The organism is Pasteurella dagmatis (assembly GCF_900186835.1).
Taxonomy (GTDB): Bacteria; Pseudomonadota; Gammaproteobacteria; order Enterobacterales; family Pasteurellaceae; genus Pasteurella; species Pasteurella dagmatis.
In genome coordinates this window covers 1,981,990-1,997,269 of the sequence record NZ_LT906448.1, presented here as the reverse complement: position 1 = coordinate 1,997,269, position 15,280 = coordinate 1,981,990, and the positions used below count along the sequence as shown (strand labels likewise).

Here is a 15,280-nt window from a genome sequence, read left to right as displayed (position 1 = left end):
CTACGTTATGGATAAACCCACGCCTAACAAGCGTGGGTATTATAAATTACTTTTGCTTGGCGATTTGTTTTTGTAGCTTCACCAATTTTTCTTTCATACGCTGACGTTTTAACGGCGATAAATAATCGGCAAAAACAATACCATTTAGGTGATCGATTTCGTGTTGGATACAAATTGCTAATAAGCCATCTGCATTGAGTGTATATTCTTCACCGTTACGATCCAGCGCTTTAACAGTCACTTTCTCTTTGCGAGGCACAAAACCACGGAAACCTGGTAAAGATAAGCAACCTTCTTCAATACCCGTCTCACCACAGCTTTCAATAATTTCAGGGTTGATTAACACATATTGATTTTCTTTTGTTCCCTCAACATCAATCGTAATAATACGTTGATGAATATCTACTTGAGTTGCTGCTAAACCAATACCTTCTTCGTGATACATTGTTTCAAACATATCATCAACAATTTCACGAATTTTATCATTCACTTCTTCAACAGGTTTTGCAACAATCTTCAAACGATCATCGGGATAAACAAGTACATTTAATTTTGCCATAATCTCTCTTTGATATTAAGGATTCTATAAAAATCCTATCTATTTTACTCTTTTTTTCATCTTTTACAATTTCCACCGAACACAAAAAAACCTCAACTATCACTAGTTGAGGCTCTCTCTAAATCAAAACCTGGCGGTGACCTACTCTCACATGGGGAAACCCCACACTACCATCGGCGTAACAGCGTTTCACTTCTAAGTTCGGCATGGAATTAGGTGGGTCCACTGCACTATCGCCGCCAAGATATCCCGTTGATGTTATCTTATTGTCTTTGTTCTTTAATTCGAAACAAGCTGTCTAATGAGTCTTTCCAATTTTCGTCTGCGTTATTGCTTTGCTTAGCGTCTCTCACCTACACCCAAAAACACTTGAGCGTTGTATGGTTAAGCCTCTCGGGCAATTAGTACTGGTTAGCTCAATGTATCACTACACTTACACACCCAGCCTATCTACGTCGTAGTCTCCAACAACCCTTACTGACTTTAAGTCAGGGATGACTCATCTCTTGGCAAGTTTCGTGCTTAGATGCTTTCAGCACTTATCTCTTCCGCATTTAGCTACCCAGCAATGCCTCTGGCGAGACAACTGGCACACCAGTGATGCGTCCACTCCGGTCCTCTCGTACTAGGAGCAGCCCCAATCAATCATCCAACGCCCACGGCAGATAGGGACCGAACTGTCTCACGACGTTCTAAACCCAGCTCGCGTACCACTTTAAATGGCGAACAGCCATACCCTTGGGACCTACTTCAGCCCCAGGATGTGATGAGCCGACATCGAGGTGCCAAACACCGCCGTCGATATGAACTCTTGGGCGGTATCAGCCTGTTATCCCCGGAGTACCTTTTATCCGTTGAGCGATGGCCCTTCCATTCAGAACCACCGGATCACTATGACCTGCTTTCGCACCTGCTCGACTTGTCTGTCTCGCAGTTAAGCTTGCTTCTACCATTGCACTAACCTGACGATGTCCGACCGTCATTAGCAAACCTTCGTGCTCCTCCGTTACGCTTTGGGAGGAGACCGCCCCAGTCAAACTACCCACCAGACACTGTCCGAGACCACGTTCCGCAGTCTTCGTTAGAACATCAAACGTTAAAGGGTGGTATTTCAAGGACGACTCCACAAGCACTGGCGTGCCTGCTTCTTAGTCTCCCACCTATCCTACACATCAAAATTCAATGTTCAGTGTCAAGCTATAGTAAAGGTTCACGGGGTCTTTCCGTCTAGCCGCGGGTACACCGCATCTTCACGGCGATTTCAATTTCACTGAGTCTCGGGTGGAGACAGCCTGGCCATCATTATGCCATTCGTGCAGGTCGGAACTTACCCGACAAGGAATTTCGCTACCTTAGGACCGTTATAGTTACGGCCGCCGTTTACTGGGGCTTCGATCAGGAGCTTCTCTTTCGATAACACCATCAATTAACCTTCCAGCACCGGGCAGGCATCACACCCTATACGTCCACTTTCGTGTTTGCAGAGTGCTGTGTTTTTAATAAACAGTTGCAGCCAGCTGGTATCTTCGACTTACTTCACCTTCGTCCGCAAGGGACTACAATTACGGTAAGCGCACCTTCTCCCGAAGTTACGGTGCTATTTTGCCTAGTTCCTTCACCCGAGTTCTCTCAAGCGCCTGAGTATTCTCTACCTGACCACCTGTGTCGGTTTTCAGTACGGTTTAGATAAACCTGAAGCTTAGTGGCTTTTCCTGGAAGCGTGGTATCAGTTACTTCAGTGCCGTAGCACCTCGTCATCAGCTCTCAGTGTTAAGAAGACCCGGATTTGCCTAAATCTTCCACCTACTACCTTAAACGACCATCCAACAGGTCGATAACCTAACCTTCTCCGTCCCCACATCGCAGTTTATCCAAGTACGGGAATATTAACCCGTTTCCCATCGACTACGCTTTTCAGCCTCGCCTTAGGGGCCGACTCACCCTGCCCCGATTAACGTTGGACAGGAACCCTTGGTCTTCCGGCGAACGAGTTTTTCACTCGTTTTATCGTTACTTATGTCAGCATTCGCACTTGTGATACGTCCAGCAAACCTCTCGATTCACCTTCATCCGCTTACACAACGCTCCCCTACCCAACAGATTTACATCTGATGCCGCAGCTTCGGTGCTATATTTTAGCCCCGTTACATCTTCCGCGCAGGCCGACTCGACTAGTGAGCTATTACGCTTTCTTTAAATGATGGCTGCTTCTAAGCCAACATCCTAGCTGTCTAAGCCTTCCCACTTCGTTTCCCACTTAATATAGACTTTGGGACCTTAGCTGGCGGTCTGGGTTGTTTCCCTCTCCACGACGAACGTTAGCACCCGCCGTGTGTCTCCTGAGTATCACTCTTCGGTATTCGCAGTTTGCATCGGGTTGGTAATCCGGGATGGACCCCTAGCCGAAACAGTGCTCTACCCCCGAAGGTGTCCGCTCAAGGCTCTACCTAAATAGATTTCGGGGAGAACCAGCTATCTCCCGGTTTGATTGGCCTTTCACCCCCAGCCACAAGTCATCCGCTAATTTTTCAACATTAGTCGGTTCGGTCCTCCAGTTAGTGTTACCCAACCTTCAACCTGCCCATGGCTAGATCACCGGGTTTCGGGTCTATACCTTGCAACTCAATCGCCCAGTTAAGACTCGGTTTCCCTTCGGCTCCCTTATTCAGTTAACCTCGCTACAAAATATAAGTCGCTGACCCATTATACAAAAGGTACGCAGTCACCCTTACAGGCTCCCACTGCTTGTACGTACAGGGTTTCAGGTTCTATTTCACTCCCCTCACTGGGGTTCTTTTCGCCTTTCCTTCACAGTACTGGTTCACTATCGGTCAATCAGGAGTATTTAGCCTTGGAGGATGGTCCCCCCATCTTCAAACAGGATTTCTCGTGTCCCGCCCTACTTATCGTAAGCTTAGTTCCACATAGGCATTGTCGAATACGGGGCTATCACCCTGTGCCGCCATCCTTCCCAGAATGTTCTTCTAATGCATTTGCTAAAACTTACTGGCTCTTCCGCTTTCGCTCGCCGCTACTCACAGAATCTCGGTTGATTTCTTTTCCTCGGGGTACTTAGATGTTTCAGTTCTCCCGGTTCGCCTCGTTACTCTATGAATTCAAGTAACGATAGTAGATTCTTCATCTACTGGGTTTCCCCATTCGGACATCTTGGATTAAACGCCTCTTATCGACTCATCCAAGCTTTTCGCAGATTAGCACGTCCTTCATCGCCTCTGATTGCCAAGGCATCCGCCCTGTACGCTTAGTCACTTAACCATACAACCTCAAGTATTTTTAGTAATACTTTACTATTTTCTACTTAACTGTTGTGTTTAAACGCTAATACTTGTATGCCTTTTTCATACAAGATTTTTCTACTCAGACTTTCTTTCGAAAATCTCTTCAGTTTTTCAGCTTGTTTCCAATTTTTTAAAGAACAATAAAGACAACAAAAGTCATCTTTAAATGGCGTCCCCACGGGGATTCGAACCCCGGTTACCGCCGTGAAAGGGCGATGTCCTAGGCCTCTAGACGATGGGGACAGCATTTAAAGATGCTCTCCACTTTGCCATTGCTTTTTCATTTACACAATTTATCAAACAATCTGTGTGAACACTTGCAGTCGTTCCATTTTCGGTTAAGGAGGTGATCCAACCGCAGGTTCCCCTACGGTTACCTTGTTACGACTTCACCCCAGTCATGAATCATACCGTGGTAAACGCCCTCCCGAAGGTTAAGCTATCTACTTCTGGTACAACCCACTCCCATGGTGTGACGGGCGGTGTGTACAAGGCCCGGGAACGTATTCACCGCAACATTCTGATTTGCGATTACTAGCGATTCCGACTTCATGGAGTCGAGTTGCAGACTCCAATCCGGACTTAGATGCACTTTCTGAGATTCGCTCAACGTCGCCGTCTCGCCGCCCTCTGTATGCACCATTGTAGCACGTGTGTAGCCCTACTCGTAAGGGCCATGATGACTTGACGTCATCCCCACCTTCCTCCAGTTTGTCACTGGCAGTCTCCTTTGAGTTCCCGACCAAATCGCTGGCAACAAAGGATAAGGGTTGCGCTCGTTGCGGGACTTAACCCAACATTTCACAACACGAGCTGACGACAGCCATGCAGCACCTGTCTCAAAGTTCCCGAAGGCACAGCCATATCTCTACGGCCTTCTTTGGATGTCAAGAGTAGGTAAGGTTCTTCGCGTTGCATCGAATTAAACCACATGCTCCACCGCTTGTGCGGGCCCCCGTCAATTCATTTGAGTTTTAACCTTGCGGCCGTACTCCCCAGGCGGTCGATTTATCACGTTAGCTTCGGGCACCATGCATAAAGCACAATCCCCAAATCGACAGCGTTTACAGCGTGGACTACCAGGGTATCTAATCCTGTTTGCTCCCCACGCTTTCGCACATGAGCGTCAGTACATTCCCAAGGGGCTGCCTTCGCCTTCGGTATTCCTCCACATCTCTACGCATTTCACCGCTACACGTGGAATTCTACCCCTCCCTAAAGTACTCTAGACTCCCAGTCTGAAATGCAGTTCCCAAGTTAAGCTCGGGGATTTCACATCTCACTTAAAAGTCCGCCTGCGTGCCCTTTACGCCCAGTTATTCCGATTAACGCTCGCACCCTCCGTATTACCGCGGCTGCTGGCACGGAGTTAGCCGGTGCTTCTTCTGTAATTAACGTCAATGATATTATCTATTCAATAATACCCCTTCCTCATTACCGAAAGAACTTTACAACCCGAAGGCCTTCTTCATTCACGCGGCATGGCTGCGTCAGGGTTCCCCCCATTGCGCAATATTCCCCACTGCTGCCTCCCGTAGGAGTCTGGGCCGTGTCTCAGTCCCAGTGTGGCTGGTCATCCTCTCAGACCAGCTAGAGATCGTCGGCTTGGTAGGCCTTTACCCCACCAACTACCTAATCCCACTTGGGCTCATCTTATGGCAGGTGGCCCGAAGGTCCCACCCTTTCATCTCTCGATACTACGCGGTATTAGCTGCAGTTTCCCACAGTTATCCCCCTCCATAAGCCAGATTCCCAAGCATTACTCACCCGTCCGCCACTCGTCAGCAAAGAAAGCAAGCTTTCTTCCTGCTACCGTTCGACTTGCATGTGTTAAGCCTGCCGCCAGCGTTCAATCTGAGCCATGATCAAACTCTTCAATTCAAGTTCAATCGCTCAATAAACTGCTTAGCTAAAGTTTACATTCACTTCAAAAGTTTATGAATTTTCAGTTTAAGCACCTATTAAGACTTCAATAATTAAATTTTTTTCAAAATGAAATCAATCAACAAGTGCCCACACAGATTGTCTGATATATTGTTAAAGAACGTTGCATTAAGCAAGGCTGAAAATAATAATTAAATTTAATTTCAATGTCAAGCAACTTTTTCTATATTCCTTTTGGAGAATATTGAAGAAATTCAACTGGTTTATATCCCATTCACGCTATTTTCTTCTGGCTTGCCACCCTTGCGGTGCGGAGGTGCATTATAGGGATTTCAGAAATTCGATCAAGGGCTTTTTTTATTTTCTTTTATCGTTTGCTTTTTTTTTAGTCAGTCAAACTAAATTTTATTATTATTCTTGACCTAAAATCCTTCAAAGATTGTCATTTGAATAAAATACTGCACAGAATATCCAATATAAAAGTTCATTTATACCTTTTTAAAATCAAATAGTAACATTCAAAAACAGTAAAATATCGTTAATTTTTTTTCATTTTTTCGATCCATATCATAAAAAATAATAATATTTTATTAAATAGTATTTCAATTATGAAAAATATGCTATAAAGTCTGTCAGAAACTTGTTATTAACCATAGCACAGGACGTACTACTATGACGAAAACAGAAAAAGACACTCTAGCTATTCGAGCAACATTACGTGAACTAATTGGAGAAGTCACTGCGAAGAGTTTATTTGCAAGTTATGGCTTATTTAGAGAAGGCACCATGTTTGGTTTATATCAACATGGTGTTTTTTATTTAAGAGCAGAAGATGAATTTGCAGAATACTTGGAGTCACAAGGTGCGGCAAGCTATCTTTCAAATGAAATCTCAGGTAAATTAAATATTTCTAATTATTACCGCCTACCTCTATCCCTCACTTCAGATAAAATCATTTATAAATCTTTAATTGAACGTTCTATTCAGCAAGTTAAAGATCAAAAAAATGCCGAACTTATTGCAAAAAAATCAAGAATCAAAGAACTACCTAATCTTTCAATTAAATATGAAAGATTATTAGCAAAAGTCGACATTCATGATTTAGATCTCTTCCGAACTTTAGGCGCTATCAATACTTATGTACGTTTAAAGAAAAAAGGAATTACTGCGGAACTTGGGATCTTCTGGGATCTCACTGCTGCCTTACAGAATAAAAACGTCAATTTACTTACCATAAAAGAAAAAGAAACTGCACTAAATAACCTAAATATTGCTTTATCAAATGCAGGCTTAAGATCTATCAAACTAACATAATTTCTACTTACGCCTAAGAGTTAATACTATAAAAAAGCGGACTATTAGCCCGCTTTGAAATATAGACTGACTTAGGGAATAAACAACGATAATGGTCGTTGTTTGATGAGTATCCACACGCATTTACCAATATCAAACCAGCTGTCAATTTGAGTTTCAAGAGAGCGAAGAGAAACCCATAGGGCGATAGCAAAACTCACACACAAGTTCACAATACCAATAAGTAATACGAAGCCTAAACTTTGCAAAAACAGTGGCCAAGTAAAATCACCGCTGATTGCCATATAGCCTAAATTGGCAGATGAAAAAGCAACATGACGGATATCAAGTGGCAAATTCAATAAATATCCCACAACCCCAGTCAAACCTAACAGCACTCCGAAACACAAGTTACCCATAATTGAGCCGTAGTTATTATGCCAATATTCTGCAAACCAATGTCGCATTTTACGGCTTAGGATGCGACGTAAAATTGGGTGATTGCGTAAGCGCATTTTTAAATTCAGATAGTTACTACGATTATCAAAATAACCTGAAATAATCCCTGAAAAGAACAACCAAACGCCAGCAATGGCTGCAAACCAAAGTGCACCTTTTAGCGGATCTATAGATTTTTGCTGATAAGTAATTTCTGCTTCTGTTAAGAGCGGTTGGCCTGACGAATATTGATAAGTCATCGCTACTAGACAAGCTACACTAATCGCTAATGTAACGTTACCTAATACCGCGATACTCTGCGAACGGAATACATCAATTAACAATTGCGCTAATCGCATATTTACTGATTTGCCTTGCTCATTTTCCACCATATCCGCAAAACGTGCAGCTGTCATCGCAGGCTGTTTGGTTGCAACCGTACCGTGCAACATAAAAATAATAGTAAAACCAATACCATAATTTAAGCCTTCTGCAATACCACGCCAAACTGGATCTGCAATCCAATCACCAAGGTACATTTTAAACAATGCCATCATGGCAATGAGTACACCACCACCTGCGGCAGAATAAAACATCGTGCGGTATTCTTTGCCGTCACGAGTAATATAATGCTCACCGTGGTCGCTTTTATTTTGTGTAATACTACGCGCAAGCAGTTTCACACTTTGTCGCCAAAGTGCTGTTGCGCTGTGGCTTTCCGCAGAACTCACAGCCAATAAACCACATAGAATTAAAACTCGGCGTGGCAATAAACGATCCTCTTGGAAAACGTCCATTAGTACCGATAAACGCTCTAAAGTTTGGCTTAGACGGGTTAATAAATGAGCAACACCTAAAGTTGAACCTAAACTAGAGCAACGGCGCTGAATACGCTCAATTTGAGCCCGACATTGGTCAAACATCACTTGCAAATGATCGTCGTTATATTCTTTGTGTTTTCGCCTTGCACTTACCCAATTATGCACTTCTCGATGTAAAGCAACAAACGGCGAATCAGCATTTAATAATGATGGCTCTAAACGAATAAGTTCTGGTTCAAGCTCTTCTGCTGCAATCCAAATTGCCAACATTTCAATAGCAAACAAACCTTCGTAACGCAAATGATTATGTACATTCTCACGATCACGCTCGTTGCTGTGTTGTTGTAATAAGTCTAGCAGTCGAATCCAGTCCTGAATGGGAATCGCTTGTAGCCAAGTCACATCATTTTTCTGACAGAATAAAACAAAGAAAATATCTCTTAAATCATTAAGATCTTTAAAAGATGGGTTAATTTTTTCATAAATACGGCTTTTGATTTCTCGCCCGAAGCCTTCTCTGCCCCAAATACCACAGCTCACAAACAACGGGTACAAACGCATTTGGCACAGCCACTGGCAAACCACCGCACTTACTTGCTCCATAAGTGCGGTATCTTCCGTTAAAATTTGTGTAACTTGGCGTAGTCGCTCTGCGGCTTTTGTTTCACCGCCCGCTCGCAGCCACTGACAAATTCCATTTAACAACGTAAATGCATTTTGTTTTTCGGTTTGTTGTTGCAAAAATACTGCGATGTTACTGGAATCTAAGTTAAATTTTTCAATCATAAATTCACTTTTCATAAATAAAGGGCATATAGAATAAAGGACTTAACACAGAAAAAAAACAATTTATTAACAATAAATACTCAATTGGACTAAAGTGCGGTGAAAAATACGGAACTTTGATAACTTGACTAGAATTAAGTCGTAATTTGCTGGCATTATCAGTAAAAAGCACAAGTTTTTCTGTACGTTATCTAGAAATATTCCAAGTCTTCAGACATGCGCCAAATACATGAAATATCTTACATATAAAGATATGATACTAGACTAGATTCTGCGTTCCTCGACATTTCAGTTATTTATTCTTCAACATCAAACTTAAAGATCGGTACTGATGACGCAAAGCTTTCTCCTTTTACCAAATAACATGGCTTGTATCACCTCTCGTAACACTGTTTGTCCAAAGAAAGTGGCTCTTCGACTATATAGATATTCATTCCTATCTCATTGACATGGCCCTAAACGCAGACACTTTGTGTGACACTGAATTTTTCTACAATACGTTCATATATTTGTGCTTGTTTTTATCTAATCCCTAAAAATTAAGTGGATTTATGCTATCATTTGTTAAATAAATGTTTCAGAATTTGATTTACATCAAAGAATAATAAAGAAGGGAAATCACTATGCTTACACCTATTCAACAGCATTTTCGTGATGCAATGGCAAAACTTGCTGCAGGAGTAAATATCATCACCACAAATGGTAAAGCTGGAAGATGTGGATTAACCGCTACTGCCGTATGCTCAGTGACAGATACACCACCAACAATCCTTGCATGCATCAATCAGCAAAGTTTAATGAACGAAGTATTTGAAAAAAATAAACATCTTTGTGTAAATATCCTCAACGCCAATCAAACAAAATTAGCAGAACACTTTGCAGGCTTTTGCGAAAGCTGTATGGACGAACGTTTTACTTGGGACATTTGGCACCCAGAGCAAGACTCACTTGCACCACCACGTTTAAAAGAGGCAATCGCCAATCTAACTGGTCATGTTATTGATATCCAAGAAGTCGGCACGCATTCTGTTTTTCTGATTGAGCTCGATGAAATCCAACTCAACGAATCGCAGCAAAACGCACAATCTTTAGTATATTTCTCACGCAATTTTCATCAGGTAGGCTAAAGTGCATTTTAGACAAAAAAAGCGACTCGATTTAAGTCGCTTTTTTATTTATTTCAAAACCAAACAAAAGTGCGGTTAATTTTAGCTTTTTTTCTCGAGTAAACGGATATGGCGAGTGGCAGCGATCCACGCACTGACATAGCCAACAACAGCACATACGATTAACACAAAAAGAAATTCTGCGAAGTTGATGCCATTGAGCTCGAAAGTCACTGCGAAAATATCGGTCACATATTTCACTGCACTTGTGAAATAGCCAATAACTAACATGCTTAATAAACACGCCAGTAAACCACCACAAACGGCATAAATAATGCCAGTATATAAGAATGGGCGGAGGACAAACTGGTCTGTTGCACCAAGCAATTTCATTACTGCGATATTTGCTTGATTGCTATAAACATCAGAACGAATGCTATTACCAATCACTAAAAACACCGCTAAGGTCATTAATACCGCACAGAAAATGGCAACGTGTGCCACCAGCCAAGTCAGTGCAGTCAATTTTTCTAACCAATCATTATCTAAACGCACTTCTTGCACGCCTTTGATTTTGTCTAAATTCGCACGCAGTTCCGCTCGTCTCTTCGATTCATTATAAAGTTTAGTTGGCTTAATCATTACCACTGCAGGCAAAGGATTGTCGTCCAAAATATCCAGTTCATTGCCAAAGCCAGACCAATCGCGAAATGAATTTAAACTTTCTTGGCGTGAAATATAGTTAAGCGACTCCACACCTTCTTGTTGACGAATTTTTTCTACCACCACATTAGCATCTTCTTCACTAAGGTTTTTGTGCAAATAAATGGTTAATTCACTTTCAGGATAAAACTGCGTTGTAGCGTGATGAACGTTTTTCCATAGCAAATAGCTCACCATTGGGATAGTAAGCGAAACACTGATCACTAAAATCGTCAACAGCGTGCCAAAACGACGTTTCATTAAATCTGTAAACACACCACGTAGCACATATTGTATTTGTACCCAAAACGGGGCTTCGATACGGCGAGTAGTCATCTGTTTTCCCCTTAACGTAAATAGCCTTGCTCAAGTACTAAGCAAGGTTTTGGCTTTTGCTGAATAATGCTCAAATCGTGTGTGGCAATTAACACCGTCATTCCGAGTTGGTTTAATTCTTCAAATAAGCTAAAAATTTCAATCGACAATGTGTTATCTAAGTTACCTGTTGGCTCATCCGCAAGTAATAATTGCGGTTTATGCACAATCGCACGTGCGATATCAACACGTTGTTGCTCACCACCAGATAAATGTACTGGCAAATGATTAGCACGGTCACGCAGACCAACACGATCTAGAGAAGCTAATGCTCGGATTTCAGCCTCTTTTGGGTGAATACCCGCAATAATCAAAGGCAATGCCACATTATCGACAATCGAGCGATCCACTAATAAACGATAGTCTTGATGAACCATACCGATTTGTCTGCGTAAAAATGGTATTTCGTAACTAGATAAACGTGTAATATCGTGACCGTTAAACCAAATCTGACCGCCGTTTGCACGTTCTATCCCCATAATTAATTTCAACAGAGTACTTTTCCCTGCACCAGAATGACCAACCACGTAAGTCATACTGCCCACAGGCAAATGAAAACTGATATTTTGTAACGCAGGCTTCCCGCCAAGATATGCCTTACTGACATTAGAAAATCTAATCATTTTTTTATCTTAACCATCATATGGTGAATAATACTTAGACATTGCGCAACAACGTCTAATAATGTAAAACTCGATTATTCATCGTGAACAAATAGTGCCTCAATAAATTCATCTGCTTTAAATTCACGTAAATCCTCAATTTTCTCACCAACGCCAATATAGCGAATTGGTAAATTGAATTGATCGGCAATCGCAAAAATCACACCACCTTTCGCTGTACCGTCTAATTTGGTCAAGCTAATTCCCGTTAAGCCCACCGCCTCGTGGAACAATTTCGCCTGACTAATCGCATTTTGACCGGTTCCCGCATCAAGGGTAAGCATAATTTCGTGCGGTGCAGTCTCATCATATTTTTTCATTACACGAACGATTTTTTTCAATTCATCCATTAAGTTATTTTTATTCTGTAAACGACCAGCGGTATCTGCAATTAACACATCAACATTACGTGCTGCCGCCGATTGCATTGCATCAAAGATCACAGAAGCCGAATCTGAACCCGTACTTTGTGCCACCACAGGAATATTATTGCGCTCTCCCCACACTTGTAATTGCTCTACTGCAGCAGCTCGGAAAGTATCGCCCGCTGCTAACATTACAGATTTACCTTCATTTTGGAACTTGCGAGCTAATTTACCAATGGTTGTCGTTTTACCCACACCATTCACGCCCACCATTAAAATTACATAAGGCTTTTTGCTTTGGTCGATTAATAACGGTTGTGCAACAGGTTTTAAAATCTCAGCCATTTCTACTTTTAATTGTTGATACAATAATTCTGCATCTTGTAACTGTTTACGGCTAGCGTGTTGCGTTAAATTATTGATAATTTTTGTTGTAGTTGGCACGCCTAAATCCGCTACTAACAATTGTTCTTCTAATTCTTCAAATAACTCATCGTCAATTTTCTTACCTAAGAAAAAGCTACGGAAACCCACACCAATATTTTGCTTAGTTTTTAATAACCCTTTGACTAAACGGCTGAAAAAGCCACCTTCGCTTGGTTTTTCTTGTTCTTGTGGTGCGGCAACTAATTCTTGTTCATTTTCGACCGCACTTTCTTCAACCAAAGTCTTTCCAATAGCATGCTCATCAACAATTGGAGCATTTTCAGCTTGTGAAAGTTCAACTGCCGGAGTTTCTTCTTGTTCAGGTACTGGAATAACTTGCTCATCAGAGACTTCTTCAACCACTACTTCGCTCGCTAAAGATTGAACTGGCTCAACAGTTTCTGTTTCTTGATGTTCAATAGAAGGGCTTTTTGTTTCTGTTTCTACAATATGTTCCGCTAGCGCTGAAGAAGAAACCTCATTAGAAACGACCGCACTTTCTGCGGACGGTACTTGCTCAACTACTGTCTCAGTTTCCAGTTGAGAAGATTCAATAGATTGGGTTTCTGTTAATTGGGTTTCAGGGGATTGAGTTTGTGCTTCGTCTTGTGTTTCTTTCTTTTTGCCTAAACCTAACCAAGACCAAAAGCCACCTTTTTTATTGTCCGCCGCCATAATTTGCTCTCATTTAATTACATAGCTAAATTCAAAAACTTAATGGCGTATTTTAACACCGAATAACAAAACGATGAAAAAAATCTCATTCAGGATAGATAAAATTTTATTACAATTTGTAAACTCAGAGTGTAAAAATCAAAAATTGATGTAAAATATACAAATCATTGTGGATATTTCAGTGTTTTTCCGCTTTTTCAACATAAACTAAGGACTAAGACATGAAAGAGTTAGTTATCAAAACCAGCTTATTTATCGGATTATCTAGCTTACTTGTAGCTTGTGGCGGTGGCTCAGATACGAATGCTGAAAGTAGTCATGAAGCACAGCAAGTTAACCCAACTGCAGTAAACTCTCAACCACAGGTTGAACCTAAAACACATAATGAAACCCAACCTGAAAAACAACTAGAAAAAGAACAACCGCAAGATCGAGAAGATAAAAACCAACTGCAACCAGAACAGCCTAAAAATCAAAATACGCGAGAAGATAAACCTGCACACACTCCCTCAAGTCAACCTGCTGTCGTTAAAGTATATGCGGATAGCGATATAAATACAGAATGGTTTGGAATGAAAACCTCTAAATATCATTCTCCTACAGTGATTAACGAAAATAGGAATAATGTAGAAATATATGATTTAGTGTTAGTGGAAAATCCAGATGATCAAACCAAATATGATAAAACTAAATCTAAACAAACTACGATCGCATTGCGTAAAGAAGGAGAAACTAGTCATTATAGTCATGGAAAACTTAATTATTCATTCGATTTAGTAAATGGCAATATATATTATGGCTATTATTTAAAACCAGAAGCTGATTATAAAAACTCATATCTTACATACTCATATGCTTTTGATAAGAGTATAGAAGACAACCGCTCCTTAGCAAACTACTCTGCTAAGTACTCACAATATGGTGGATTTTCATTCTCTGTAAAAATAGGAAATGATTATATACAACAATTTGGAGATGTGGACTTAATCTACACAAATGGAAGAATTAGTGGTGAAATCACAAATCCACATAGCAGTGAAGTTAATAACAAAATTTTTGATTTAGAAGGAAAAGAAAGAGAATTAATCATTAGACCAAATAAAGATAATGAATATAAGCTAAGTTCAAACGGTGGAGATAATATGTCCATGCAACTACACCTTATTAATTCTAATCAAAAAGAATACATTATAGGGGCAGGTAAAGCCGAAAATTATTATGGTGTACTTTTCGCAGAAAAAAAAGAAAATGAATAATTACCGAGGCACTATAGTGCCTCTTCCTTTCTATAAATACAAATGATAAAAAAAACTCAAAATCATACATCACTTAAAGGTGAAGTTCGCATTATTTCTGGATTATGGCGTGGACGTAAATTACCTGTGTTATCTTCAGAAGGATTACGCCCAACTGGTGATCGAGTCAAAGAAACCTTATTTAACTGGTTGATGCCCCATATCGTAGATTCTACCTGCTTGGACTGCTTTGCTGGCAGTGGCTCACTAGGATTTGAGGCACTTTCTCGTCAGGCCAAACAAGTGACATTTTTAGAATTGGATAAAAATGTGGCTATACAATTAAGCAAAAACCTTGCAACCTTGAAATGCAACACTGAACAAGCAAAAGTCATCAACCAAAATAGTTTACAATTTTTAAATCAACCACAAAATGCACCGCACTTTGATATTGTATTTATCGACCCACCTTTCCATTTTGGTTTAGCACAACAAACTATCAATTTGCTCGCACAACATCAATGGTTAGCACCTAACGCTTTAGTGTATGTAGAAACAGAGAAAAATCAACCTATTACAACACCAGAGAATTGGATCGTTCTGAAAGAAAAAAACACAGGGCAAGTGTGCTACAGGCTATATCGTGCTTAAAAA

The 15,280-nt window shown here is 40.9% G+C and carries 9 protein-coding genes, 1 tRNA gene and 3 rRNA genes; 4 read left to right on the top strand and 9 right to left on the bottom strand.

The features are described 5' to 3' along the window. Window positions 1-46: 46 nt before the first annotated feature. From def to CKV78_RS09030, 5 genes are all read right to left on the bottom strand, one after another. Window positions 47-559 carry a peptide deformylase gene (gene def / locus CKV78_RS09050; protein ID WP_005764354.1) on the bottom strand — a complete coding sequence of 171 codons (513 nt, stop codon included), beginning with the start codon at window positions 557-559 and terminating at the stop codon, window positions 47-49. 128 nt (window positions 560-687) lie between these two features. After that, window positions 688-803: ribosomal RNA gene (rrf, locus tag CKV78_RS09045) — 5S ribosomal RNA — on the bottom strand. A 136-nt stretch (window positions 804-939) separates the two neighbouring features. Further along, window positions 940-3,835, bottom strand: a 23S ribosomal RNA gene (locus CKV78_RS09040). Window positions 3,836-4,025: 190 nt separating this feature from the next. Beyond that, window positions 4,026-4,101, bottom strand: a tRNA-Glu gene (locus CKV78_RS09035). Window positions 4,102-4,197: 96 nt separating this feature from the next. Continuing rightward, window positions 4,198-5,739 (bottom strand): 16S ribosomal RNA (locus CKV78_RS09030). Together the 16S, 23S and 5S rRNA genes with 1 tRNA gene alongside form the textbook arrangement of a ribosomal RNA operon. Before the next feature lie 675 nt (window positions 5,740-6,414). On the opposite strand from CKV78_RS09030, the gene CKV78_RS09025 reads away from it, so the two are divergent. Further along, on the top strand, window positions 6,415-7,056 hold the full coding sequence (locus CKV78_RS09025; protein ID WP_005765564.1) for a TfoX/Sxy family DNA transformation protein: 642 nt from the start codon (window positions 6,415-6,417) through the stop codon (window positions 7,054-7,056). A 71-nt stretch (window positions 7,057-7,127) separates the two neighbouring features. Here CKV78_RS09025 and CKV78_RS09020 read toward each other — a convergent pair whose 3' ends face one another. Then, window positions 7,128-9,080 carry a site-specific recombinase gene (locus tag CKV78_RS09020; protein WP_050397020.1) on the bottom strand — a complete coding sequence of 651 codons (1,953 nt, stop codon included), beginning with the start codon at window positions 9,078-9,080 and terminating at the stop codon, window positions 7,128-7,130. 623 nt (window positions 9,081-9,703) lie between these two features. On the opposite strand from CKV78_RS09020, the gene hpaC reads away from it, so the two are divergent. Then, window positions 9,704-10,207 (top strand): 4-hydroxyphenylacetate 3-monooxygenase, reductase component, encoded by a 504-nt coding sequence (hpaC, locus tag CKV78_RS09015; RefSeq protein ID WP_005765568.1) that lies wholly within the window; start codon window positions 9,704-9,706, stop codon window positions 10,205-10,207. 81 nt (window positions 10,208-10,288) lie between these two features. On the opposite strand, the gene ftsX is transcribed toward hpaC, so the two are convergent. The 3 genes from ftsX to ftsY all read right to left on the bottom strand — a co-directional run bounded on the left by ftsX (window position 10,289) and on the right by ftsY (window position 13,391). Further along, a complete protein-coding gene (ftsX, locus tag CKV78_RS09010; RefSeq protein ID WP_005765570.1) occupies window positions 10,289-11,224 on the bottom strand; it encodes a permease-like cell division protein FtsX in 936 nt (311 codons plus the stop codon). 11 nt (window positions 11,225-11,235) lie between these two features. After that, window positions 11,236-11,886, bottom strand: a complete 651-nt coding sequence (gene ftsE / locus CKV78_RS09005) for a cell division ATP-binding protein FtsE (RefSeq protein WP_005765572.1) — start codon at window positions 11,884-11,886, stop codon at window positions 11,236-11,238. Between the two features lie 74 nt (window positions 11,887-11,960). Then, entirely contained in the window at window positions 11,961-13,391 is a 1,431-nt protein-coding gene (ftsY, locus tag CKV78_RS09000) for a signal recognition particle-docking protein FtsY (protein WP_005765574.1), read from the bottom strand. Window positions 13,392-13,612: 221 nt separating this feature from the next. Here ftsY and CKV78_RS08995 point away from each other — a divergent pair, with 221 nt between their 5' ends. Both CKV78_RS08995 and rsmD read left to right on the top strand, forming a co-directional pair. Beyond that, a complete protein-coding gene (locus tag CKV78_RS08995) occupies window positions 13,613-14,647 on the top strand; it encodes a hypothetical protein (protein ID WP_005765576.1) in 1,035 nt (344 codons plus the stop codon). Between the two features lie 42 nt (window positions 14,648-14,689). Then, window positions 14,690-15,277 carry a 16S rRNA (guanine(966)-N(2))-methyltransferase RsmD gene (gene rsmD, locus CKV78_RS08990; RefSeq protein WP_005765579.1) on the top strand — a complete coding sequence of 196 codons (588 nt, stop codon included), beginning with the start codon at window positions 14,690-14,692 and terminating at the stop codon, window positions 15,275-15,277. The last annotated feature ends 3 nt before the right edge of the window (window positions 15,278-15,280 follow it).